The organism is Flavobacterium sp. (assembly GCF_027490375.1).
Taxonomy (GTDB): Bacteria; Bacteroidota; Bacteroidia; order Flavobacteriales; family Flavobacteriaceae; genus Flavobacterium.
Map to the genome: position 1 here is coordinate 51,191 of NZ_JAIXYH010000008.1, position 24,714 is coordinate 75,904.

At 41.6% G+C, this 24,714-nt stretch carries 15 protein-coding genes and 1 riboswitch; of the genes, 5 read left to right on the top strand and 10 right to left on the bottom strand.

Features of this window, described 5'->3' with window-relative positions:
- Positions 1 to 58: 58 nt before the first annotated feature.
- Positions 59 to 1,132, bottom strand: coding sequence for a chorismate mutase (locus tag Q0064_RS01235; RefSeq protein ID WP_298143076.1), 1,074 nt, complete (start codon positions 1,130 to 1,132; stop codon positions 59 to 61).
- A 115-nt stretch (positions 1,133 to 1,247) separates the two neighbouring features.
- Here Q0064_RS01235 and gldA point away from each other — a divergent pair, with 115 nt between their 5' ends.
- Complete coding sequence (gene gldA, locus Q0064_RS01240; RefSeq protein WP_298143078.1) at positions 1,248 to 2,156, top strand: gliding motility-associated ABC transporter ATP-binding subunit GldA; 909 nt, start codon at positions 1,248 to 1,250, stop codon at positions 2,154 to 2,156.
- 675 nt (positions 2,157 to 2,831) lie between these two features.
- On the opposite strand, the gene metF is transcribed toward gldA, so the two are convergent.
- The 4 genes from metF to Q0064_RS01260 all read right to left on the bottom strand — a co-directional run bounded on the left by metF (position 2,832) and on the right by Q0064_RS01260 (position 9,246).
- Positions 2,832 to 3,785, bottom strand: a complete 954-nt coding sequence (metF, locus tag Q0064_RS01245; RefSeq protein ID WP_298143081.1) for a methylenetetrahydrofolate reductase [NAD(P)H] — start codon at positions 3,783 to 3,785, stop codon at positions 2,832 to 2,834.
- Entirely contained in the window at positions 3,782 to 6,466 is a 2,685-nt protein-coding gene (gene metH / locus Q0064_RS01250; protein WP_298143084.1) for a methionine synthase, read from the bottom strand. The genes metF and metH overlap by 4 nt, the downstream gene beginning before the upstream one ends.
- The gene (locus Q0064_RS01255; RefSeq protein ID WP_298143086.1) at positions 6,456 to 7,463 is read right to left on the bottom strand and encodes a homocysteine S-methyltransferase family protein; all 1,008 of its coding nucleotides are present in this window, start codon (positions 7,461 to 7,463) and stop codon (positions 6,456 to 6,458) included. Before Q0064_RS01255 ends, metH begins: the two co-directional genes overlap by 11 nt.
- Positions 7,464 to 7,511: 48 nt before the next feature.
- Positions 7,512 to 7,615, bottom strand: a riboswitch (SAM riboswitch).
- Positions 7,616 to 7,713: 98 nt separating this feature from the next.
- Complete coding sequence (locus Q0064_RS01260; protein WP_298143089.1) at positions 7,714 to 9,246, bottom strand: T9SS type A sorting domain-containing protein; 1,533 nt, start codon at positions 9,244 to 9,246, stop codon at positions 7,714 to 7,716.
- A 228-nt stretch (positions 9,247 to 9,474) separates the two neighbouring features.
- On the opposite strand from Q0064_RS01260, the gene metK reads away from it, so the two are divergent.
- On the top strand, positions 9,475 to 10,728 hold the full coding sequence (gene metK / locus Q0064_RS01265) for a methionine adenosyltransferase (RefSeq protein WP_298143092.1): 1,254 nt from the start codon (positions 9,475 to 9,477) through the stop codon (positions 10,726 to 10,728).
- Positions 10,729 to 11,109: 381 nt separating this feature from the next.
- Positions 11,110 to 12,351, top strand: coding sequence for a hypothetical protein (locus Q0064_RS01270; protein ID WP_298143095.1), 1,242 nt, complete (start codon positions 11,110 to 11,112; stop codon positions 12,349 to 12,351).
- Between the two features lie 10 nt (positions 12,352 to 12,361).
- Here Q0064_RS01270 and Q0064_RS01275 read toward each other — a convergent pair whose 3' ends face one another.
- From Q0064_RS01275 to Q0064_RS01285, 3 genes are all read right to left on the bottom strand, one after another.
- Positions 12,362 to 15,067, bottom strand: coding sequence for a TonB-dependent receptor (locus Q0064_RS01275; RefSeq protein ID WP_298143099.1), 2,706 nt, complete (start codon positions 15,065 to 15,067; stop codon positions 12,362 to 12,364).
- Between the two features lie 19 nt (positions 15,068 to 15,086).
- The gene (locus tag Q0064_RS01280) at positions 15,087 to 15,932 is read right to left on the bottom strand and encodes a GLPGLI family protein (protein WP_298143102.1); all 846 of its coding nucleotides are present in this window, start codon (positions 15,930 to 15,932) and stop codon (positions 15,087 to 15,089) included.
- Between the two features lie 118 nt (positions 15,933 to 16,050).
- Positions 16,051 to 16,923: a GLPGLI family protein gene (locus Q0064_RS01285; RefSeq protein WP_298143105.1), complete on the bottom strand. Its 873-nt coding sequence runs from the start codon at positions 16,921 to 16,923 to the stop codon at positions 16,051 to 16,053.
- 81 nt (positions 16,924 to 17,004) lie between these two features.
- Here Q0064_RS01285 and Q0064_RS01290 point away from each other — a divergent pair, with 81 nt between their 5' ends.
- Positions 17,005 to 17,808, top strand: coding sequence for a hypothetical protein (locus tag Q0064_RS01290; RefSeq protein ID WP_298143107.1), 804 nt, complete (start codon positions 17,005 to 17,007; stop codon positions 17,806 to 17,808).
- Positions 17,808 to 18,422 carry a deoxynucleoside kinase gene (locus Q0064_RS01295; protein WP_094485518.1) on the top strand — a complete coding sequence of 205 codons (615 nt, stop codon included), beginning with the start codon at positions 17,808 to 17,810 and terminating at the stop codon, positions 18,420 to 18,422. The genes Q0064_RS01290 and Q0064_RS01295 overlap by 1 nt, the downstream gene beginning before the upstream one ends.
- A gap of 447 nt (positions 18,423 to 18,869) precedes the next feature.
- On the opposite strand, the gene Q0064_RS01300 is transcribed toward Q0064_RS01295, so the two are convergent.
- Positions 18,870 to 21,284, bottom strand: a complete 2,415-nt coding sequence (locus Q0064_RS01300) for a sodium-translocating pyrophosphatase (protein WP_298143112.1) — start codon at positions 21,282 to 21,284, stop codon at positions 18,870 to 18,872.
- Positions 21,285 to 21,582: 298 nt separating this feature from the next.
- Positions 21,583 to 24,063, bottom strand: a complete 2,481-nt coding sequence (locus Q0064_RS01305; RefSeq protein WP_298143114.1) for a DUF5686 and carboxypeptidase-like regulatory domain-containing protein — start codon at positions 24,061 to 24,063, stop codon at positions 21,583 to 21,585.
- Positions 24,064 to 24,714 lie beyond the last annotated feature (651 nt).

The following is a 24,714-nucleotide window of genomic DNA, read 5'->3' on the forward strand; positions in this document are numbered from 1 at the left end:
AGGATGCGTCGATATAAATCAGCTAAGTTTTTAGATGTAAAAATGTAAATGTTTACTATTAGTCTTCCGACTTCGCGTTTACTTGCTTGCGAATACTCTCTTCGTGAATGGCTTTAAAGAAAATACGAATAAACGAATCGCTTAAGTTGTTTTGCTGTCCTTGGCTTTGCATGTGTTCCAAAACCTTCATCCAACGATCGTTTTGCAATACCGAAATACCGTAATTCTTTTTCAGAATGCCAATTTTTTCGCTAATCGCCATACGCTTACCGAGTAATTCCAGTAAGAGTGCGTCGGTAACATCGATCTGACTTCGCCACAAGCGAATCGCTTCTAAATACTCGGTATTTGTCGTTTCGGCAACTGCTTTCTTTCGGTTTCGCATAAAAGCTTCCAGAGCGGCGGGCGTTAGTTGTTGTGCCGCATCCGACCAAGCAGCATCAGGATTTGGATGCGATTCAATCATAAAACCATCGTAATGCAAATTCAGCGCAATATCGGTGAGTTCTGCCAAATACTCGCGTTTCCCAGCCATGTGCGACGGATCACAAATCATCGGAACATCCGGCAATTCTCGACGAAAATCAATTGCAATTTGCCATTCCGGACTGTTTCGATATTTTGATTTCGGATACGTAGAAAAGCCGCGATGAATAACACCTAAACTTTGAATAGCTGCATTCTGCAAACGCTCGTAGCCTCCAATCCATAACGACAAATCGGGATTCACCGGATTCTTCAACAAAACAATCTTATTGCTTCCTTGTAAAGCATTAGCTAATTCTTGCACGGCAAACGGATTTGCAGTAGTTCGTGCACCAATCCAATACATATCAATGTCGAATTTTTCCGCAGCCTCTACATGTGCCGGCGAAGCCACTTCAATGGCAATTTTTAAACCGGTTTGCTTCTTAACCTCAGCCAACCAAGGTAAGGCTACCTCGCCTACACCTTCAAAACCTCCGGGCCGCGTTCTAGGTTTCCAAACTCCTGCTCTAAAAAAATCAACCGATTGTTGGCGCAATGCCAAACCGGTTTCCAATACTTGTTCAAAAGTTTCGGCACTACACGGACCCGCGATTAAAAATTGTGCTGCCGATTTGTATGCTTGAAACCAATCTGATTGTGACATGCCGAATAAATTGGATACAAAAGTACTCTAATTACACAAATCGCTAATTCGATGTTAACAAGAGATAAAGAATCGTTTAGAAAGTGGTTACTTTTGCAGGCAAATCTTTTGAGTCATGTCGTTACAAGTAACAGGAATTACAAAGTCGTACGGAACAGAACAGGCGCTTAAAGGCGTAAGTTTTGAAGTGCGTAAAGGAGAAATTGTCGGTTTTTTAGGACCAAACGGCGCTGGAAAATCAACTTTGATGAAAATTCTAACAACTTATGTGCATCCCGATGGCGGCGAGGCCACCTTAAACGGTTTCGACATTAAAACTCAAGTTCAAGATGTGCGTAAATCGGTTGGGTATTTGCCCGAACACAACCCGCTGTACACCGATTTATACGTGCGCGAGTTCTTGGAGTTTAGCGCCGAAGTATTTCGCGTTGCTAAAAATCGCATTCAAGAAGTTATCGATCTTACCGGTTTGCAATCAGAATCACACAAGAAAATTTCGCAACTTTCAAAAGGATACCGCCAACGCGTGGGCTTGGCAAATGCGCTGTTGCACGACCCTGAAGTGCTTATTTTAGACGAACCTACCACGGGTCTGGATCCGAATCAGTTGGTCGAAATCCGCAATCTGATCAAGGAAGTTGGCAAAAACAAAACGGTTTTCTTGAGCACGCACATCATGCAGGAGGTCGAATCGATGTGCGATCGAGTTATCATCATCAATAAAGGCAGTATCGTCGCCGATCAAAAACTGCGCGAATTAACTGAAAATGGCGGTACGCAGATTATTTTTGTGGAATTCGATTATAAAATCGAGGAAGAAGCCGTTTCGCAAATGCCGCATCTTAAGTCGTACCGCACCTACAACGGTTTCGAATGGGAGCTTACTTTCGAAGCTACGAAAGATATGCGCCCAACGGTTTTCGATTTTGCTCACGATAACGGATTGAAAACACTGCAATTAGCACAGCAAAACAAGAATCTGGAAAAGATTTTCCGCGAACTAACTTCGAATCCGAATTCATAATTTTTTGGGCGGCAGTTCCGGCTGTTCGCTACAAGCTTGCCTACTCAGGTCGGCAAAAGCTAAAAAGCGCACGAGCTTCCTTTGGTCGCTGTGCGCTTTTTGCTTTTGTACGCCCCAGTTTAGGCAAGGCTTTCCGCTGCCATCCGGGCCGCAAAATCGTTACCGAACAATCGTTGTTAAAACAGTATATTCAAGACAATTTTTTAACATACGTAATATTGCAATATTACCCAATACAATTCATTGATTAAATGAGATTTAACATTTAAAGAGATTAAGTTTAAAAAATAACGTTTATATAACTTTTAAAAAATCTTTCAATCTCGAAATCTTTCAATCTTTTAATCTTTCATTATTATTGCTACGATTGCCGGGTGAGCGATAGAAGCGACATCCTTTTTGGCGTTATGATTTTCCACCATTGTGATGCCAAAAAGATATAGCGGATAGCGCGACGGCGCTTCGACAAGCTCAGCGACCGTTTGGCGTAGCCGTGCACGATAGAAGAAGCGCCGGCACCCCGAAATACAAAAAATTATACATTCTCGAAACCATTCAATCTAAAATCTTTCAATCTTTCAATCTTTCAATCTTTTAATCTTTTAATCTTTTAATCTTTTAATCTCGAAATCTCGAAATCTTTAAATCTCGAAATCTTTAAATCTCGCAATCCCCCTAAAACACCGCCTTGGCAATCTTTGAGATCGATTCAGATTTACCCATCGAATAGTAGTGCAAGACTTCCACACCTGCTTTTTTGAGTTCTAAGCTTTGGCTGATACACCATTCGATTCCGGCTTGTTTGGCTGCATCGGCCGATTTTGTTTTGTACAGTTCCGAAATGAGCTCGTCGGGCAAATCAACACGAAAACGCTGCGGAATCATGCTTAACTGTTTTAACGACGTTAGCGGCTTCAATCCAGGAATAATCGGAACCGTAATTCCTGCGGCACGACATTTTTCCACAAAAGCAAAAAACTTCTGGTTGTCAAAAAACATTTGTGTGACTACATAATGCGCACCGGCATCGATTTTCTGCTTTAAAAATGCAATATCGGTATCCAAATTAGGAGCTTCCATGTGTTTTTCCGGATAGCCAGCAACACCAATACAAAAGTTGGTTTTGCTTTTGTTCTCCAACTCTTCGTCGAGATAAATACCGTTGTTTAATGCTACAATCTGAGTTACCAATTCCGATGCGTATTTGTGCCCATCAGGTTCTGGCCTAAAATAAATTTCGTTCTTTACTGCATCGCCGCGTAAGGCAACTACATTTTCAATTCCCAAAAAATCGATATCAATCAAAAAGTTCTCGGTATCTTCCTTCGAAAATCCGCCACAAAGAATGTGCGGAACAGCATCGACACCGTATTTATTCTGAATTGCCGCACAAATACCCACGGTTCCGGGTCGCTTTTTTACAATGCGCTTCTTCAACAAGCCGCCGGGTAATTCGGTATAGGCCACTTCTTCCCGATGGTACGTTACGTCGATAAACGGCGGTTTAAATTCTATCAAAGGTTCGATACTTTGAAAAATCGAATCGATGTTTTCGCCTTTAAGCGGCGGCAAAATCTCGAATGAGAATAAAGTTGCTTGTGCGTTTTGTATGTGCTCAGTTATTTTCATAATGATGTTAAGATGGGAGCAAGCCATTTTTCGGCTTCATTGATACTAATATTTCTTCGGTTGGCATAATCTGCCAGTTGGTCTTTTCCAATTTTTCCCAAACCAAAATAACGGCTATTCGGATGTGCGAAATAATAGCCGGAAACGGCAGCCGTTGGAAACATGGCCATGCTTTCAGTTAAAGACACACCAATTTCATGTTCCACATTTAGAACTTCCCAAATGGTTTGCTTTTCAAGATGATCCGGACAAGCGGGATAACCGGGAGCAGGTCGTATACCCACGTATCGTTCTGCGATTAAATCGTCGTTACTTAGTGCTTCTGTTTCCACATATCCCCAAAATTCCTTTCGAACCAGTTGATGTAAATACTCGGCAGCGGCTTCAGCCAAACGATCGGCTAACGCTTGCAGCATAATCGCTTCGTAGTCGTTATTCGAGGCACGCAATGCCGCTGCTTTTTCTTCTACATTGTAACCGGTACACACTGCAAATAAGCCTATGTAGTCGGTAATGTTCGCTGATTTTGGTGCAATAAAATCGGCCAAGGCTAAATTGGGTGCTGTGGCCGTTTTTTGAGATTGTTGACGCAAAGTGAGCAACTTAAACTTCTGTTTTTCCGTTGTGGTAATTTCTATATCGTCGTCAATTCGATTGGCTTCAAACAATCCAAAAATACCTTTTCCTGTAATTTGCTTTTCATCGATCAACCGATTTATCGTTGCTTTAGCGTCATTAAACAAGGCAGTTGCTTCTTTACCAACAATCGGATCTTCGAGTATTTCCGGAAACTTTCCGAACAACTGCCATGAACGGAAAAAGGGCGTCCAGTCAATATAATCGAGTAAGGTTTCTACGTTAAAATCAATTTGCTTCGTTCCTAAAAACTTGGGCTGAACAACGGTTTCGTTCGTAAAATTCAGCTGCAAGGCATTTTTACGTGCGTCTTCTAAAGAAAGTAGCTTCTTTTCCGATTGTCTACTCAAATAGCCTTCGCGCAACTGTTTGTATTCCGATTTGATGTCGCTTTGATACGTTTCAGCATCTTTTCCTATACTTTGAGCGCAAACGTGTACGGCTTTCGATGCGTCGTTCACATGAATCACTAAACCGTCGTACTCCGGATCAATTTTAACGGCTGTGTGCACGCGCGAAGTTGTTGCCCCACCAATAATCAAAGGAATTTTAAGTTTACGTCGTTGAAGTTCTTTTGCAACTTGCACCATTTCTTCCAGCGAAGGCGTAATTAATCCGCTTAAGCCAATGGCGTCGGCATTTTGAGCGATTGCTGTATCGATAATCTGGTGCGTGGGTACCATCACACCTAAATCGACAATCTCAAAATTATTGCATGCCAGCACAACGCCCACAATGTTCTTCCCAATATCGTGCACATCCCCTTTAACCGTTGCCATGACAATTTTTCCTGCACTGGAGCTTTTTCCGCTTTTAGATGCTTCGATATAGGGCAACAAATAAGCAACCGCCTTCTTCATAACACGAGCCGATTTAACAACTTGTGGAAGAAACATTTTTCCAGCTCCAAAGAGTTCACCTACCTCACCCATGCCATTCATCAACTGATTCTCGATGACTTGTAAAGGTAATTCGGCTAATTTGCGGGCTTCTTCGGTATCTTCTTCGATAAATGCATCGACACCGTGCACCAAGCTGTAAGTAATCCGACTTTGAAGGTCTGAATTTCTCCAATCGGCAGTTTTGGTTTCTTGCTTTTTAGACGCGGCATAATTGGGTGCAATATCGAGTAAGCGTTCGGTCGCATCGGCACGTCTGTTCAAGATAACATCTTCCACAGCTTCCTTGAGTTCGGCTTCGATATCTTCGTAAATTACCAGCATTTCCGGATTCACAATTCCCATCGTTAAACCGTGTTTGATGGCGTGATAGAGAAAAACTGCGTGCATGGCTTCACGAACGGTATTGTTTCCTCGAAACGAAAAAGAAACGTTACTTACTCCTCCACTAACTTTAGCGTGTGGCAGGTTCTGACGAATCCAAAGTGTGGCTTTGAAGAAATCAGTTGCATTGTTCCGATGCTCTTCCATTCCTGTTGCGACAGGGAAAATGTTCGGATCGAATATGATGTCTTGCGGCGGAAAACGAACGATTTCAGTCAAAATCTGATACGACCGACTGCAAATTTCGATGCGGCGTTCGAGCGTGTCGGCCTGACCTTTTTCATCAAAAGCCATAACTAAAACCGCGGCTCCGTACTTTCTGATGATTTTGGCTTGCTCGATAAACTTTTCTGCACCTTCCTTTAAGGATATCGAATTCACGATTCCTTTTCCTTGCAAGCATTTTAATCCGGCTTCAAGAACATCCCAGTCGGAACTGTCGACCATTATCGGAACTCGTGCAATATCGGGTTCGGAGGCAATTAGGTTGATAAACGTAACCATAGCTTCTACCCCATCGAGCAAAGCCTCGTCCATATTGATATCTAAAATCTGCGCTCCTTCGAGTACTTGTTTACGTGCAATTTCAACAGCTTCAGCATAATCGCCGTTTTTTATCAGATTTAAAAACTTTTTGGAACCAGCTACGTTTGTACGCTCTCCGATATTTACGAAATTGGTAGTATCGGAAATCACAAACGGCTCTAAACCACTAAGCTTTAATGGCAGCGAATCTGGAAAATTGATAGAATTATCGAGCATAGGTGCTAGTTACTTTTCGAGGTTGGTATTTGTGCGCAAGTTGGGCTAAAGCGGCGATATGTGTGGGAGTAGTTCCACAACAACCGCCGACGATGTTTAGCAGATTTTCTTCGAAGAAAGGCGTAAGATGATTTGCCATTAATTCGGCCGACTGGTCGTAAGCACCGAATGCATTGGGCAATCCGGCATTAGGATGTACGGACACATGGCAATTGGCAATTTGATTCAGTAATTGTGTGTGTGGAAACAGTTGCTCGGCACCCAAGGCACAATTTAATCCAATGGAAAGCAGTGGCAGGTGTTCAATACTGTAAACAAAAGCTTCGAGCGTTTGCCCGGATAACAATCGGCCCGACAAATCGGTTATTGTTCCTGACACCATAACGGGAATTGGCTCGGTACGCTTTTCGTTGCATTCGGCTATGGCAACGAGAGCAGCCTTTGCATTTAGCGTATCGAAAATGGTTTCTACAAGGAAAAGATCTACACCACCATTAACCAATGCTTGAATTTGTTCCGCGTAAGCGTCTTTAAGTTCGTCGAAGGTAACGGCTCTAAAACCGGGCCGGTTAACATCGGGGCTCATGCTTGCGGTGCGGTTCGTGGGGCCAATAGAACCGGCAACGAATCGCGGCTTTTCAGGATTTGCTTCGGAATAGGTCTTAGTTAGTTCTTTGGCAAGTTTTGCGGCTTCGAAATTGAGTTCATAAACGAGCGCTTCCATGTTATAGTCGGCCATGGAAATACTGTTGCTGTTAAAAGTATTCGTTTCGATTATATCGGCACCCGCGTCGAGATATTGGCTGTGTATTTCTCGAATAGCATTGGGCTGCGTGAGAGTAAGTAGGTCGTTATTTCCTTTAAGAAGCGTCTTGTAGTCTTTAAAACGGGCTCCACGGAAATCGGATTCTTCGAATTGATAGGCTTGCAACATGGTTCCCATGGCGCCGTCGAGTATCAATATTTTTTCAGAAAGTAGTTCTGATATGCTTTTCATAACTGTTGTTAATTTTAAACTGTTACGAAAGCCCAGAAAATGGAATTTAGGTTATCTGTGTCTGAATTTAGACTAGAATGTAGCACCTTCTTTATGGTAAAGGGTTGCTAAGCTGTCATAGGGTCTATTCCCTCGAGCTTTCGTGATAACAGTCGGTATGTTAAAGAACGCTGCAAAGAAACAACACAGTTTGGTATAATGCAAAAAAAAAGTCCGCCGAAGCGGACTTTTATAGCATATCTAGAAGATATTACTTCTTAACAACTTTTACTGTCGAAACAGAACCTTCGTTTGAAGTTACGTTCAACAAATAGATACCAGCTGCTAGGTCTGCGATTGAGATTTGCGCCTCGTTAGCCACAGTTCCTGCAACCGACTTAACAACACGTCCGTTCAAATCGGTTACGTTTGCGCTTGCAAAACCGTTTGTTAGGTTAGTGATGTTAAGAATATCTGTAGTTGGATTAGGGAATACTGCTAATTTAGTTCCATCAGGATTGTTAACAGAAAGAGGCGCTCTAAATGTTAATGTATCCAACACAAGAGCGTGCGTAGCAGTTCCTGTATTTTGTGGAGAATCGTGTAAGAAGCTAAAGTAATAAACACCTGCTGAAGGAGCAGAGAAAATAGTTGATGCTTGCTCAAAGGTAACGTTTGCAATATCTGATTGCGAATTCAAGATTATTGTTTGACCAGCTACCGTTGGTGCATTTCCAGCAGTTAACACGTAGCTTGAAGTATTAGTTGCTGTTGCAGCACTAACAAAGTTTCTGTACGCATAAGAAATTTCTACTTGATCACCAGCTCCAAGTTGAATTCCACGAGAGAAAATTCTTTGGTTAGTTGGACCTGTAGTGCTAGCGATAGAAACAATTGAGTTTGTACCATCGTTGTTTAATTCGCTAGTTTCAGCCTGCTCAAGGATAAACCAGTCTTCAGCGTTTCCAGTAATTGTTGATGACCAACCGATAAAGTCAAGATTCGTTGTTGTATCAAAACTCATATCGTAAGGAATCGTAGTCGCATTAAATTGAGTAGCGAAAGAGATTGGACCTTGCCAAATACTGTAGTCAGTTCCACCGCAAAAAGTTCTAACGTAGAAGCTATAGATTGTGCTTGGCGAAAGGTTTGCCAATTGAACTTGATTTGTAGTTGGGTTCAAAATAGTTCCTGTACCTTGAGTAAAACCTTGAACACCATATTCGAACTGATAGCCTTGAGGAGCGGTACCAGCGGTAGGAGCTGTCCAACCTAAAGAAGCAGTTGTTTCAGTTGGCAATGCTAAAAAGGTGAATGCAGTTGGCACAATACAAGTTTGTGGTGTGAAAGTAAGTTCAAATGAGAAACCTAAGTTACTCCATCTGTCATCCCACACAATATAATAGGTTGTATTTGCGGTAACAGGTAAATCTTGAACTTTTGAACGGTAGTTTACTGGCGGATCTACTGAAACGTCGTCGCTAGCTGCAACGCAAGTTAGAGCGTTACAAGCTCCAGTAAGAATGCTTAATCGAGAATCTGTACCCGTTTCTCCATCTGGATTCGCATCGATATCCGAAGAAACAGTTAAGATTCCGTTTGTTGTTGGCGTAAATTTGTACCAAAGTGCGTTTGGTCCGGTGAATGTACCAGTGAAACAAATGGCACCTGGATAGGTTCCGTTGATTGTTCCTACGGTATAAACTCCATTCGCAGTAATGTTTACAGCACCTGCACAGTTTGCTTGTGCAAATCCTGCAATACCATAGCATGCAAATGCCAGCGTAAGTAATAGTTTTTTCATAATCCTTATTTAATATTAAATTCAACGGTAAAAGTATTGATTTTTCAATAAAAAACCATTTCTCAAAAAAAAATGTTGGATAAATCGGTGTTAAAATCTACATTTGCGGTCGAAAATACAGGAGGAAAAATTTGATCTGATTGCAACCTCGTAAAAAAAATGCTAAAGCAGTGCCTTACCTCCCTTCTTTAGCCCCCGCAATCAGCCTCCACTTAAATTATAAGTATAATGGCATATTTCTTTACATCCGAATCTGTGAGCGAAGGTCATCCAGACAAAATCGCAGACCAAATTTCAGACGCTTTAATCGACCATTTCCTGGCGCTAGACCCACAATCGAAGGTAGCTTGTGAAACTCTAGTTACTACAGGTCAGGTGGTTTTAGCAGGTGAAATCAAATCGGATATTTACCTCGATGTACAAAAAATAACTCGCGAGGTTATTCGCAAAATCGGCTACACCAAAAGTGAATACAAATTCGATGCAGAATCTTGCGGAATTTTGTCAGCGCTGCATGAGCAATCGGCCGATATCAATCAAGGCGTTGAACGCAAAGACCCGAAAGAACAAGGAGCTGGCGACCAAGGTATGATGTTTGGTTATGCAACCAACGAAACTGCCGATTACATGCCTTTGGCTCTCGACCTTTCTCACAAATTGCTTCAAGAATTAGCTGAGCTTCGTCGCGAAAATAACGAAATCAAATACTTACGCCCAGACGCCAAATCACAAGTTACTTTGGAATACGACGACAACAACAAACCGTATCGTATTCACACCATTGTTCTTTCTACACAGCACGACGATTTCAATGCCGATGAAACCGTTATGCAAAAACAAATCGAGGCCGACGTTAAAAACATTCTCGTTCCGCGAATTCTGAATAAATACCCTGAATACGCACACCTATTCAACAACGAAATTACCTACCACGTTAACCCAACTGGGAAGTTCGTTATTGGCGGACCACACGGAGATACCGGACTTACCGGAAGAAAAATCATCGTAGATACATACGGCGGCAAAGGAGCACACGGTGGAGGCGCTTTCTCTGGAAAAGATCCAAGTAAAGTAGACCGTTCGGCAGCTTACGCAACAAGACATATTGCAAAGAATCTAGTTGCTGCGGGCGTTGCTAGCGAAGTGCTTGTTCAAGTTTCTTACGCAATTGGGGTTGCCCGACCTATGGCCGTTTACGTAAATACTTACGGAACAGCAACTGTATCTTTGAACGATGCGCAAATTGCAGAAAAAGTGCAAGAATTATTCGACTTAACTCCATACGGTATCGAAACATCTTTGGAGTTACGCAACCCAATCTACCAAGAAACGGCAGCTTACGGACACATGGGACGCCGTCCGGAAACCAAAGAAAAAACGTTCTTGGGTCCAGACGGAAAATTGCTTACAAAGACCGTTAATCTCTTTACGTGGGAAAAACTAGATCGCGTAAACGATATCAAACAAGCCTTTGGATTATAAAACTAAGCCTCCTTCGGGAGGCTTTTTTATTGTGCACTTTCATGAAAAACACAAATCATGGCATATTCGATTTTTTTCTAAAACCGCTATTTAAAAAAATCGGTCTTTTTGATTATTAAATTTGGTTGCCGCCTATTGCCTGACTCATTGATCAAACTACGTAAATCAAAAACTACCTCAGCAATAGCCCTACGTTTTGCACATAAATCCGTAAATGATAAAATGGTTTTTTCAAACCGCTGTAAAATATATTAGTTTAGCCTGAAGTAATTGAATTGTATGCGGATACTTCTTCAGAAAATACAAAACCAGCAAATTCATCTTATACTAGGGCTTTTGAGCGCTGCCACAGTAATGAACTTTCATGATAAATCGGGATTCATGTTATGGTTTAAATACGTCTCAATTGTACTACTGGGAATTCAAGCCTGGAGACCTAAATACTATTTTGCATCCCTTTGCTCTCTATTCATTGCAGCCTTGTACTATGCATTGAGTTTTCCAAGACTGGCGAACCACTCTGTGCTTGAATTTTTTACGATTGCAGCCGTATTTTTCGGTCTAGCTTGGTTTGTTCTCTTCCGCAAAAAGCTATTCCCTACACCACTAACACCAACAATATTTAGGCTTACCCTGATCAGCATTTATTGGTATGCTGGATTTCACAAACTCAACGCCGACTACTTTAACCTTCAAACCAGCTGTGCAATATCTATCAATGATTTGATAATCGATTTTGCGACGCAAACACTCGAATTAAAACGCAACCTTGTTTTAAAAACACTAATTGTTGCAACTTTTATTGTAGAGATGATCGTACCATTTGGATTGCTTTTTAAGAACTTTAGAAAATCAGCTGCTGTTATTTTACTACTGTTTCACACGTATCTCAGTATTCGGGTGTTCGCCGACTTTAGTTCTTTTGCTGTCTTTTTGCTAGCTGGTTGTCTGTTGGACTTTTCCGACAAACCTTTAGATAAATCAATTATTCGCTCTTTTAAAATCTATTCTAGCTTAGTTATTGTAGCTGTTTTGATTGAAACACTTTTAACTGTTCAAGCGGTTCCCAAAACTACCAGCACTATTGTTCACGGACTCATATACACCATAGGCGTACTATTCTTGTTTATCTCTATTTTTAGAACCGAAACAATAGCATATCGGATTTCAAATTCCCAAAGAGTAGCGCTTCTCTGCATTCCTCTGGCAGTAACCATATGGTCTATCCGACCTTATTTCGGACTGGGAAATACAGCAAACCTTACAATGTTTTCTAATTTAATTACTGAAAAGTCGCGCTCCAATCACTTCTTAATAGCAACTAATCAAACAAAAATCACCAATTGGGAAGAAGACTATGTTGAAATTGTACAAATGCCAAATGAATTAAAAAGTGAAAAACTGGAAGGCTATCTTTTACCAAAACAGGAATTGGCCGTTCTTTTACGGTATTATGCGACTCGTTTTCCAAAAGATAAATTACCTGCAGTTCTAATTTATCGCGGAAAAAAAATTGATATTCCCGATTTAAAAACTTCCGCTTTCGCAGAATACAAGCGTTACTATAAATACGTTTTCTTCCGACGCATTCCTAAAGAAGGTCCGTGCCCGTGCTTGTGGTAATGTAAACTTTCTACAAATTATACTTCACACTAAACAACAAAAACCTCGGTTGTACACGATATTGGCTGGTTCGGAACGAAAACTCGGAAAAACTATCGTCGTTCAATGAAGTCGTATTCAATAAATTAGTTCCCGAAAGTTTGAATTCCCAATTACTTCCTTTCTTAAAATACGACAAACTTGCGCTAAGGAAATCATATTCGTTATTTACCGATTTATCTCGGCTGTAGTAGTGGAAAAACTCATATTCTGCAACAAATGAAAATCCATCGGCAAAATAGTAATCGAGATTTACAAACGGCCGATCGGTAATGAACGTCTGGTTTTGATAGTCATTTTGTGTATATCCGTAACCAAACTCGATATTCGGTGCGTTTTTAAAATTGGTTGAAGCGCGCAAGGTGTAGCTTTGTGTAAAACTTTCGGTTGTAATAAAAGTGGCATTCTGTAAGTTATTGAACTTCGACCAATTCATAGAAATGTTTAGCGAAGCCTTGTAGAATCGAGCAAAAGAACGACCATACGATCCGCTACCATTTAAAGCTTCGTCGACACGCGGCGAATTAAATGGTGTTGAAAACTGATTCACGCCATCGAAAAACGCACTTCGCTTCACAGCATCTAGCGTTCGCGTATAATTCAAAAATCCAAAGATGTTTTCAAAATTAAACATGTTGTATCGGAAATAGCGCAACGAATGCGACTGTGCAGTGGCGTTCTGTATGCTTCGCAATCCGCGAAATAAACTGTTGTAGTTCGTAAGAATATAGCCTTCTGGAAGCTGACTCACATCGGTGAAGCTATTCGTCCATGCGTAATTATACGTCAAGGTTTCCGACTTCTTAATCTGATATAAGGCATAAAAATCAGGTAATAGTTGGTCGAAATTTTGGTTGTAAAGCGTTCCTTGTTGCTCGTTTCTTAGGGAAAACCGATGATAACTTACGCCCGGCATGACAGTAAACTTGCCAAAAAGCAATTTGTAGTGTAAGCCAAGATAACTGTCAATAAATCGGTATCGTACATCGTTGTCGGTAACCGGGTTTAAATCTTCCGTGGTACCGTTGTCGAGCTGTTGAAATAAATCGCCCGTTAATCGCTGATTGGAATACGTATTTGCCAACGTAAGATTGATGTTGCTCTTCGGTGTTAATACGTAGTAATAGTCAATTTTCGCGTCGAGCTTATTAGTCTTTATAAATCGGTTTTGGAACAAATTGAAACGTCCTGAAGGCTGATCGACGATTCCTAAATTAAAATCGTCGTTGCCTGTTGTATTATCTGGAAACGGATTTTCTCCTAAATCGGCTGCATACATCGGATCTTCATCTTGGTACAAGTGTTGCACTTCCGCTGCAAAAATATGATTGTCAGACAAGGTGTAGTAAGCAGCAAAATTCTGGTTCAAGGACGCTGGTTTTTGTGTTTTATCGGTGAAAATTTGCTCGTCGCGGTTGCCTTGCGATGTTAGAATCTGGCGAAACAAACTCGTTCCTTCACTTTGATCAGACAATTTACCTAACGCATCGTAATCAATTTGCAATTTAGAATTAGGCTTGTAGCTGGCGCTGAGTTTAAACAATCCCAACTTATTGCTCTGATCGGCATTTTCTTCCGTTAGCTGTCGGTCGCCGGTTTGAACAATTTGCAAGCGACTGTCGGTTTCCAACCGTGTGTCGGATCGTGAAAAGATAGCAAAACCACTTAACGTAAGCTTTGACGTCGGGCTGTACGAAAAGTTCGTTGCACCAAATTTGGTTAAAATCTCGGCCGCACGATTGTTTCGGAGTCCGAGTAAACCTAAGTCGTTACTACTTACATTAAAGCGACTCCCTCCTTTTCCCATGATATTCCGAAAACCGCCCGTAAACTTGAAGTAATCCTGTGTAGTTAGTGGTAATTCGCCTACATTATTTGTATTTGCAATCACATTAATGCTGTACTTGGGCGAATAGTAAAACAGCTTTGGGTTAAGAATGTAGCGTTTGTCTGGTCCGCCAGCGGCAGTGACATCACCAAACCAAAAATTCTTCTTTCCTTTTTTGAGTTTGATGTTCATTGCAACGTTTTCTTCGTTGTTTTCCAAACCTTTCAATGCACCGACCTCATTGTAGTTTCGGAGTACTTGCACTTTATCAATCGCATCGGCAGGAATATTCTTAACACCCAACTTCGTATCGCCATCGAAAAAGTCTTTTCCTTCTACCATCAATTTCTGAACGGTTTTTCCCTCTACTTCTATTTGTCCGTCGGCATTTACTTGCACGCCCGGCAACTTTTTCAAAACATCTTCAAGTTTGCGTTCTGTACCCGAAGTAAACGAATCGGCATTGTAAACAATCGTATCGCCTTTAATAGAAACCGGCATCTCATTTACAATCTCGACACCTTCTAACTCTACACTATCCGGATCTAAAACAATATTTTTTACAACATTCTCGTTTCCAACCACTAAAGTTAGTTCCTTCGGGCGGTATCCCAAAAAACTGATTCGCAGCAAATACGTTTTGTTGGCTTTAACATTTAGTGAGTAACGGCCTTTATCGCTAGTTATCGAATAGGATTCCATTGATTGGGAATCGACGTTAACAGCCATGACGTTAGCCAATTCAATCGGACTTTTAATCGAGTCGGTTACAATACCTTCAATACGAACTGTTTGCGAAAAAGAAAAAAGAGTCGAAAAAACAAAAATGATGATTAAGGATATACGCATTGATTGATGATTTAAATCGTTAGTTTCCCGACATGAAGATTATATTTCCATCGGAATCTTGCATGCTTTCGATTTTCTTCCGCTGAATTTCTTCGAACTTCTTACGAGAAACTTTCTCGCCTGTACTTGGCGCTTTGATTTTAAAATTTTCTTTAGAATTCAAGGTTACTTTTTGGCACAAAATCACCAATTCTTCTTCTTGCAACTCCAAAATTAAACCGGGTAATCCCCAATAATTCTTTGGGCCAAAGCTCACTGGGATTTCAGGTGTGTACCAAGCAACTACCACGCGATCTTTTGGTTCTGGAATTTTAAATACAGACGGTTTCTTCTTTTCACGCTCTAAGAAGTCGGCGTAATCCTTGCGCTCTTGTTCGGTAACGGGAATAACTAACTCGGCTTTCATACAGGTGTACACGCCAATTTTCTTGGTTTCTGTTCCGAGTTTCCAATTTAGTTGCTCGAGTGGTTCGGAAATCAAAAACTCTTTTCCAAAAATATCTTCTTCTTCTAAAAGTTCCTTTTTCTTCAGATTTAGGTACTTTTTTCCGCTACCCGGTATGCTTATCGAAATTCCCATACCCGCTGCGGCACCCGAAGGTTTTTCGAGTTGCTGATTCTCTTCGTAAACTGCTTCTACTTTATTGAATGTGAGTGTATATTGTTTTTCTGTTGCCGATTTTAGCGCATCCTTAATCGATTGCTCAAACTCCGGACCTAGACTTTCTTTTACGGAATCGTCGCCTAGGGTAATGTCCGACTTAATAATCAATTTCGAGAAATATTCGGCTTTTCCTTGAAATTCTTGAGCCCAAGCAGCCGTTAAACCAAACGTACATGCAATAAGTAGTAGTGTTTTTCTCATATCAAAAAGATTAGCTTTTACTATAAGTTTTAGTGAATTACTTAAAACATTGGTGTACGCAACTGTCGCGTTGTTACAGTACAACCAAAATTTAACATCTAAAAACTTAAACGGCAAGCTATCTCGGAATGCGCATTTGGTTACCACGACCGTTCTGATACATGTCGCGCATTTCCTGCATTTTCTTGGTAACCGTTTCGTCGAAATCTTTTTGGTTGATTTCTTTCCCGTTTGTAGGTGCCTTGATTTCCTTTTTGTCTTTCGCGTTGAGCACCACTTTTGAGGCGAGAATGATTGTTTTATCAGCAGCTACTTCCAAAATCAAACCAGGCAATCCGTAATACATTTCCGGACCCTGACTTACTGGAATATCTGGCGTGTACCAAGCAACGACTTCGATTTCGGTAGGCATTTCCATTTGATCCATGAAATTCGTTGGTCGGTCGTTCTTTTTCTCGTCGGTAGTTTCTTCTTGCTTTTTTCGACGCATGTTTCGGAAATCCGATTGGCTAGGTTTTACTTTAGCCGTAGCCTTAAAACAGGTATAGTTCCCAATTTTCTTGGACTCACCCGTCATTTTCCAATCGTATTTTGGCAAAGAGTCTTTCACTAAAAATTCTTTTCCGAAAATCTCTTTGTCCACCACGTAGTTTTTGGTTTTAACATTCTTGTAAAATGTTCCGCCACCACCAGCAAAACTGGCCATCATACGCATAGAGCCACCGCCTTGAGTTCCCGGCGTTTCGAGCTTTTCTTGCTCTTTGTAAATACTGGCGTTTAAATCAAAGTATAAATCGAATGTCTTTTCAGACAATTTTTTCATGCGCTCATCAATCATCTTCTGCATTTCCGGCGTAATTTCTCGATTACCACCAAACTTAAAATCAGAAACCGACGTTTTTGATTCGTAAACCACATAACCCTGAAAATCTTTCTGAGCAAAAACCAGAGTTGTTAAAATAAGAAAGAAGGAAGTGAGCAGGTTTTTCATTTTAGTTACTTTAGCTGTAAGCAAAGATGACGAATGACTTTGATTATTGTTACCATAAAAATGTTAAACTGTTAATCCAACATGTTAAGAAAGATACCGTGTACCAAGCTAATAGCAAGTCTTTTACTACTTGTTTCTGGGCTTTCCGCGCAAGCACAGTCGGTAAAATGGCTTCGAGATATTCCGTTGGAATACGGCGAAAAGCTGGCAGCTATCGACAAATACGGTTCTGTTTACACCTTTATGGGAAGCGTGGTTACCAAGCGCGATTCTATCCGCAAATACGTTTACCAAAATACAGGCATGGGTGCTCCGCAAAACATCGAGTTGCAAAATCCGCTGAAACCTTTGCTCTTTTATCCGAATTTTAATGCAGCCATTATACTCGATAACTTATTCAACGAAATCGAAACTTTATCGTTTCAACAACTCGCTCCGAATCTCGTAGCTTCGGCGGTATTTACGGCAGCGCAGAACAATTTATGGATTTGCAACGAAACCGATCAGAAAATTTACCGCTACGAACTCCAAAGCCGAAAACTGCAACCACTTACACAAAATTTACGCTTAAACGCCACTTGGTTTGCGGCCGATTTAAATTTTCTGTACTGGAACGACGCCGAAAACTACTTGTGGAAACTAAACTTCTTCGGAAACATGAGCTCCGACCTAGCCATTCCGGCCTTTGAGCAGCTGCAATTGTTGGAAAATTACGGTTTAATCTACAGTTTCGACGGAAAAATTTTCACATTCGACTATAAAAATAAACAGATAAAAAACCTGGAATTACCGATTAACAACTTCCAATCTTTTGCCGTTAAAGGTCAATTTTTAGCTATTTTTACCGAAAGTCAAATCAAAGTTTATTACCTAAATATACCTTAATGCACATAGCAGTTGCCGGCAATATTGGTGCCGGAAAAACCACACTTACCGGATTATTAGCCAAGCAATTTAAATGGGAACCGCATTACGAAGATGTGGTTGATAATCCGTATCTCGACGATTTCTACCACCAAATGGAGCGCTGGTCGTTTAACTTACAAATTTACTTTCTAAACTCCCGTTTTCGCCAAATTCTGCAAATTCGCCAAAGCGGTAAACGAATCATCCAAGACCGAACTATTTACGAAGACGCTCATATTTTTGCGCCTAATTTGCACGCCATGGGTCTCATGACGAACCGCGATTTCCAAAACTACAGCTCGCTGTTCGAACTCATGGAAACACTTGTAAAAGCACCCGACTTACTCATTTATCTGCGCAGTTCGATCCCAAATTTGGTCGGTCAAATTCACAAACGTGGACGCGAGTACGAAAACAGCATTTCGATCGATTACCTTAGCCGACTCAACGAGCGTTACGAAGCATGGATTCACGGCTACGATAAAGGCAAATTGCTCATCATCGACGTAGATAATATCGACTTTGTAAACAATCCCGAAGATTTAGGTACAATCATCACACGAGTGGATACCGAGCTAAACGGCTTGTTTTAAATCCGCTATCGTTTGGGCAGCATTTCCGGTTTTCCGCTGCAAGCTGCCGCACAAAACGCGCTAAAAACCTGATTTAGATTAAAAATCTTTGTCAGATCGCTTGAAATCAATAAATAGTGAAATCAAAAAGCAATGAAAGGAACAACTTTAACGCTAAACAGATAAACGGCTGCCTACTTCGTTAGATTTTTTTGCGATACTACAGTATACCAAAACAAATCTGCCTTGTAATCAACCATTTATCTGTTTTCTGACTTCAATTTTTAAATCAAACTCAGGTTATAAACACAAACCCGCACGAGCTTCCGTTGGTCGCTGTGCGGGTTTGGTTTTTATTTGGCTTTTTGTTTTGGCAGGCTTTTCGCTGCAACCCGGGCTGCAACATCCGAAACAAAAAAAGCTACCTTTTGGTGAGGCAGCTTTTTTTGAAATATTACGAAGCAGGAATTACTTCTTGGCTTCGTTTGTTTCCACGGTTACCGTTTTTTCAACAGTAACTTTTGTTCCCTCTTGTTTCGTTACTTCCGTTGTTGTAGTGGTAGCATCGCCTTCAGTTTCAGTAATCACCGTTTCTTCTTTAGCCGAAATAACTTTACAATTACCATTTTTACAGCCTTTAGCTTTGCACTCTTCGATACTCATCGACGCACATTGTGCCGAAGTTTCTGTACAACAAGATGCAGCAACTTCTTTTGTTGTTGCATGACCTTGACCCAATAGTGGTGCAATAACCAAACCAACCAAACACGTTAATTTGATTAAGATGTTCATAGACGGACCCGAAGTATCTTTAAATGGATCACCAACGGTATCACCAGTTACTGCTGCTTTGTGCGCGTCAGAACCTTTGTAGGTCATTTCACCATTAATTAGTACACCCGCTTCAAACGATTTTTTAGCGTTGTCCCAAGCACCACCGGCGTTGTTTTGGAAAATAGCCCAAAGTACGCCCGAAACGCAAACACCAGCCATATAACCTCCTAAAGCCTCGGCACCCATGGCAAAACCAAGGATAATTGGCGTAATAATCGTAATAGCTCCAGGCAACATCATTTCGCGAAGTGCTGCCTTGGTAGAGATATCCACACATTTTCCGTATTCTGGTTTTCCAGTACCGTCCATAATTCCCGGAATTTCACGGAACTGACGACGAACTTCGTTAACCATGTCCATTGCAGCTTTACCAACCGATTGCATCGCTAAAGCAGAGAATACTACCGGAATCATACCACCTACGAATAGCGCAGCTAGTACGTCGGCTTTGAAGATATTGATCCCGTCGATACCTGTAAATGTTACGTAAGCAGCGAAAAGTGCAAGCGCAGTAAGTGCAGCAGATGCGATTGCAAAACCTTTACCCACGGCAGCTGTAGTGTTACCTACTGAGTCTAAAACGTCGGTACGCTGACGAACCTCTTTTGGCAATTCGCTCATTTCAGCGATACCACCAGCGTTGTCGGCAATCGGACCGAAAGCATCGATCGCTAATTGCATTGCTGTAGTAGCCATCATAGCCGATGCAGCGATAGCTACACCGTAGAAACCTGCTAGCGCGTAAGCACCCCAGATTGCAGCCGCAAATAAGATTACAGAACCAAAAGTTGATTTCATACCGATTGCTAAACCAGCAATAATGTTGGTTGCAGCTCCTGTTGATGAATTTTGTACGATACTAAGTACCGGTTTTTTACCTAAAGCTGTGTAGTACTCGGTGATGGCAGAAATAAACAGACCTACACCTAAACCAACCAAAGTAGCATAGAATACGTGACGTGATGGGATTTCTTTGATACCTTCTCCGAAGAAGTTCATTGAAATAGTTTCTGGCAACATCATATCGATAAGGAACCAACAAGCAACTACCGTTAAACCTAACGAAACGTAGTTTCCTAAGTTCAAAGCCGCCTGAACCTGTGCTTCTTTAGCGTCGTTGCTCTTGATACGAACAAAGAATGTTCCGATGATCGAAGCCAAGATACCAACACCTGCAATTACTAGAGGCAAGATAATTGGTCCGAGACCTTCGAAATTATCGGTAAATGGCGTACCCGATGCGTCGGTCATATCTTTAATGATGTAGTTACCCAATACCATAGAAGCTAAAACGGTAGCAACATACGAACCGAATAAATCGGCACCCATACCGGCTACGTCGCCTACGTTATCACCTACGTTATCGGCAATTGTTGCTGGGTTTCTCGGATCGTCTTCCGGAATTCCTGCTTCTACTTTACCTACTAGGTCGGCACCAACGTCGGCAGCTTTAGTATAAATACCACCACCTACACGTGCAAAAAGTGCAATCGATTCCGCTCCAAGTGAAAAACCTGCAAGCGTTTCGAGTACTAATGTCATATTATCGTAAAATGATTTTCCTTCAACGCCCATGAACTGGTTTAGGAATATCAAGAAGAAGATACTCAAACCAAGAACAGCCAAACCAGCAACGCCAAGACCCATTACCGTACCTCCACCGAAGGAAACTTGTAAGGCTTGTGGCAAGCTTGTTTTAGCAGCTTGTGTAGTTCTTACGTTTGAGTTTGTAGCGATACGCATACCGATATTACCGGCTAAAGCAGAGAAAATTGCACCAAAAACGAAAGCAACAACAATCATCCAGTGTGAAGTTTCTACCAATTGCGACACTACAAAAAGTGCTACAGAGGCAATAACTACAAATACTGCCAATATTCTGTACTCGGCTTTAAGGAAAGCCATTGCACCTTCTTGAATACTTTTAGAAATTTCTTGCATTTTGGCGTCGCCAGCGTTTTGTTTGTTTACCCATAACGCTTTAACTCCCATAAATACGAGACCTAAAATTGCCATTACAAGCGGCAAGTAAATCATTAGTTTGTCCATTTTTAACATTTTAAAACGCGCAAAAGTAATAAATCGATGTTAAAGTAAGGCATGTTATTTACATTATACGCCTTGCAAGAAACTAATAGATTGCTTACTAGTGTTTTACGTGGTTTTTTTCGCGCACGATTTTTGCGGCCCGGATAGCAACGAAAAGCCTGCCTAAGTGCGGTTGCTGCAAAAAGCGAAAAGTTTTTGCGACCAACGGAAGCACAAAATCTTTGCGTACTTTTTGCCAACCGAACGCCGGGCAGCTTGCAGTGAATAGCCGGAAAAGCCGCCTAAAAAAATACTTTTCTTAAAAATAAAATCCGAAGGCGCCTTTTATCGCGAAATTCGTGGAACCTGGTGCAATATAGCTGCCGCGCCACGCAAACTCGATGCGGAACACCTTGAAAATGTTTCCAATACCGGCGTTATACTCCCAGTACAGGTCTTCGGGCGCTTGGTAAATGAGTCCGCTTGGCTCGTTGATGATGCGATTTTCTTGCGAAATAGTTCCGTAAACGCCTTTAATACCCACGGTTTCACGCCAATTTAATTTACGCATGAACGGAATTCTCGAGAAAATTCGTCCGCCGAAATTGTGTTGCAACTGAAACGTCGCATAGGTATCGGCTTGAAACTCGTAGAAATCCAAGCAGTTAAAGGTGTTTTCGATGGTAAAATACGTTTGGTTACCGGGAACGATGCTCATTAATCCGAGCGGAACGTAGCCGTAGGTTTTTCCAAGCTCGGTGATTACGTCTAGGCGACCAATACCGCCAATATTCATAGGTTGTTTCGCGTATAATTGAATTCTTTGATACTCGAAATCGGAATTCATTACCCCTTTCAAACCCTGCGTGTAGTTAACAAAAACTCGGGTAAACGGACTATCGACAATGCTGCGCTCAACGCCATAGCCCACGGTTTTACGTCGCGGTGTATAATCAACTAAAACGTTAGCTTCCGATTGGGTAGTACGCTCTTTAATTTGCGTTCGGTTGAGATCGGTGTAATAGGCCAGACTAAACGTATCGTTGGCCGAAACCAGTGTACGAAAGCTAAAACCAGCTGAAAAAGTTAGGTTTTTTACCGGCTCAATTTCGAGCGCTACGTTGGTGAGGTTGATGTTGGTGAGGTTGCCGTTATTTCCGCTAACGAAGAGTGCAGAGCTGGCAAAACTGCGGCCGAGTATGTCGTTTGTGGTTGTTAAACTGGCTCCGATTTGCTCTATATCGCGTCGGTTTCCACCTTGAATGATGAGTCGGCTTTTCGGATCGATCAGGTATTTACCCGACACGCCGTATTTGAATTTATTATCGCTAAAACCGTAGGCACCGTAGGCTTGTATGCGCCAGCGATCGTTTGGTCCGAAGTATGTTCGACCGCCAAAACGGAGGCGAATTCCTTCGACCTCGTTGTAACCTAAGGTTGAGAAAATAGGTCCGAAATCGATGTTGCCTTTCTGAATATAACCACTTCCGAGAATGGCCACCAAATCGTACAGCTGTTTAAACTTTTTGTTGGTTTTAAGTGTGTCGAGCATTTTGTAAATGCCCTTTTCGTCTTTATTGAGTTCTTCGAAGCGGTTTTCTTCCCAAAACTCGTCGGAACGATTATAGGCTTCTTCGTTGTAGTAGTTCACTTTTTCTTTGTAGAATTCGTCGGGCAATTCTTTATCGAACACGTGATTTTGGTACATGGTTGTTCGTTTTCCGTACACGCCTTTCGATTTTTCCTTTTTGTTGAGTGCGAAATCGGTGAGCATGTAATCGCGGGTGAGCAGGAATACCGAATCGTTTAGCACATCGAACTGTTGCTCGATGTAAATTTCCTTCACCCAGTTTATGTTGGCACTTTTAACCACCTGCATGTTAATGTCTTTGATCGCCCAAGTGGTATCGTTCACCCAGAAATCGCCTTTGAAGGTGAGTTCGTTCTTGCGTCGTGGGTAATAAACTATGTTGTAGCACCATTTTTTATCGATGAATGCGCTGTCGGCCAAGACGTAATTGTAAACATCGATACCTGTTCTCGACAAGGGCGATGTAAATGCTTTATCGTAGAATTTCAGGTAATTTTCGTAGATGTCGTATTCGTTATATAGGTCTTTGATGAACGCAATAATTTGCTGATTGGTGGAGAAGCCGGAATTTTTATTGGCGATGAGTTCGTCTTTTACTTTTGATTTGGTATTGTCGCCATAGACTTTTGAAAGTGCTTCGTTAATAAAGATGGGTAGGTAGGTTTTGCCGGTGATTTTTGACGTATCGACGGAGTTGAAAATGAACTCCATTCCTTTAAAAATGCGGCTTTTCATGAATGAACTGTCGATAGTATTCATGTCGAATTCGACTTTTTCGTACTTATCCATCTGGTATTGTTTGAACATACGCAGCCCGTTTTTGCGTTTTCGTGCCCAGATTTTACGGAGGATATCGATTGCCGGATTGTTTTTCTTGGACGTTTTTCCGGCATACAGTTTTACTTCTTGAAGTTCTTCGACGGATTTGAGCACGATGTTCATGTCGTAATTTACGGCTTTATCGAGTTGAATTTCGACGGTTTCGTAGCCGTAGAACGAGATTTGAAGCACTTTTCGGCTTTCGTTCGATTCGAGGTAGAACCGACCATCGTCGTTGGTGATTACACCTTCGGAGGTTCCTGGAAATCCGACGGTAGCGTAGGCAACGGGTTTATTTTTTTGATCGACAACGATCCCGCTAACTTTAGTTTGCGCGAGTAGTGTATTTAGGGAAAGGACTGTAAAGAGGGTAAGAAGAACTTTGTTCATGGTAGAGAGATAACAACTAACGGGCGCCAAAGATAGCTAATTTGGTACTTGAGTGATGTTAAGGAATGAGGAGGTTGGGGGGATGAATGATTTGGTATTTGGTGCTGCAAATGATGTGTATTTAAAACTGCGATTTGTTTTGATTATTGTTGGAGATTTCGAGATTGAAAGATTGAAAGATTGGCGTTCGACAAGCTCAGGCACCAACCTTCGACAAGCTCAGGCACCGACCTTCGACAAACTCAGGCACCTTTGGAGCACAATGTTTCACTAAGTTTTTCACAATGGGCACAACGCCGCAAAAGCCGAACGCAGGCAATAGTTTTAAGCGCACAGAAAACGCCGAAGCGCACAGAATTTTGTGGAATGTTTGGCTGATGAAGAAAACACAGAACGTATCAAACAGTTTAAAAAATTGTATCGGCCTTCGACGCACTGTTTTCGACAGGCTCAGGCACCTTTGGAGCACAATGTTTCACTAAGTATTCCACAATGGGCACAACGCCGCAAAAGCCGAACTCAGGCAATAGTTTTAGGCACACAGAAAACGCCGAAGCTCACAGAATTTTGTGGAATGTTTGGCTGATGAAGAAAACACAGAACGTATCAAACCGTTTGAAAAATTGTATCGGCCTTCGACGCACTGTTTTC

Excerpts from the sequence above, each read along its gene's own strand:
- Q0064_RS01235 (WP_298143076.1), bottom strand. The coding sequence starts at position 1,132 with ATGTCACAATCAGATTGGTTTCAAGCATACAAATCGGCAGCACAATTT.
- gldA (WP_298143078.1), top strand. The coding sequence starts at position 1,248 with ATGTCGTTACAAGTAACAGGAATTACAAAGTCGTACGGAACAGAACAG.
- metF (WP_298143081.1), bottom strand. The coding sequence starts at position 3,785 with ATGAAAATAACTGAGCACATACAAAACGCACAAGCAACTTTATTCTCA.
- metH (WP_298143084.1), bottom strand. The coding sequence starts at position 6,466 with ATGCTCGATAATTCTATCAATTTTCCAGATTCGCTGCCATTAAAGCTT.
- Q0064_RS01255 (WP_298143086.1), bottom strand. The coding sequence starts at position 7,463 with ATGAAAAGCATATCAGAACTACTTTCTGAAAAAATATTGATACTCGAC.
- Q0064_RS01260 (WP_298143089.1), bottom strand. The coding sequence starts at position 9,246 with ATGAAAAAACTATTACTTACGCTGGCATTTGCATGCTATGGTATTGCA.
- metK (WP_298143092.1), top strand. The coding sequence starts at position 9,475 with ATGGCATATTTCTTTACATCCGAATCTGTGAGCGAAGGTCATCCAGAC.
- Q0064_RS01270 (WP_298143095.1), top strand. The coding sequence starts at position 11,110 with ATGTTATGGTTTAAATACGTCTCAATTGTACTACTGGGAATTCAAGCC.
- Q0064_RS01275 (WP_298143099.1), bottom strand. The coding sequence starts at position 15,067 with ATGCGTATATCCTTAATCATCATTTTTGTTTTTTCGACTCTTTTTTCT.
- Q0064_RS01280 (WP_298143102.1), bottom strand. The coding sequence starts at position 15,932 with ATGAGAAAAACACTACTACTTATTGCATGTACGTTTGGTTTAACGGCT.
- Q0064_RS01285 (WP_298143105.1), bottom strand. The coding sequence starts at position 16,923 with ATGAAAAACCTGCTCACTTCCTTCTTTCTTATTTTAACAACTCTGGTT.
- Q0064_RS01290 (WP_298143107.1), top strand. The coding sequence starts at position 17,005 with ATGTTAAGAAAGATACCGTGTACCAAGCTAATAGCAAGTCTTTTACTA.
- Q0064_RS01295 (WP_094485518.1), top strand. The coding sequence starts at position 17,808 with ATGCACATAGCAGTTGCCGGCAATATTGGTGCCGGAAAAACCACACTT.
- Q0064_RS01300 (WP_298143112.1), bottom strand. The coding sequence starts at position 21,284 with ATGGACAAACTAATGATTTACTTGCCGCTTGTAATGGCAATTTTAGGT.
- Q0064_RS01305 (WP_298143114.1), bottom strand. The coding sequence starts at position 24,063 with ATGAACAAAGTTCTTCTTACCCTCTTTACAGTCCTTTCCCTAAATACA.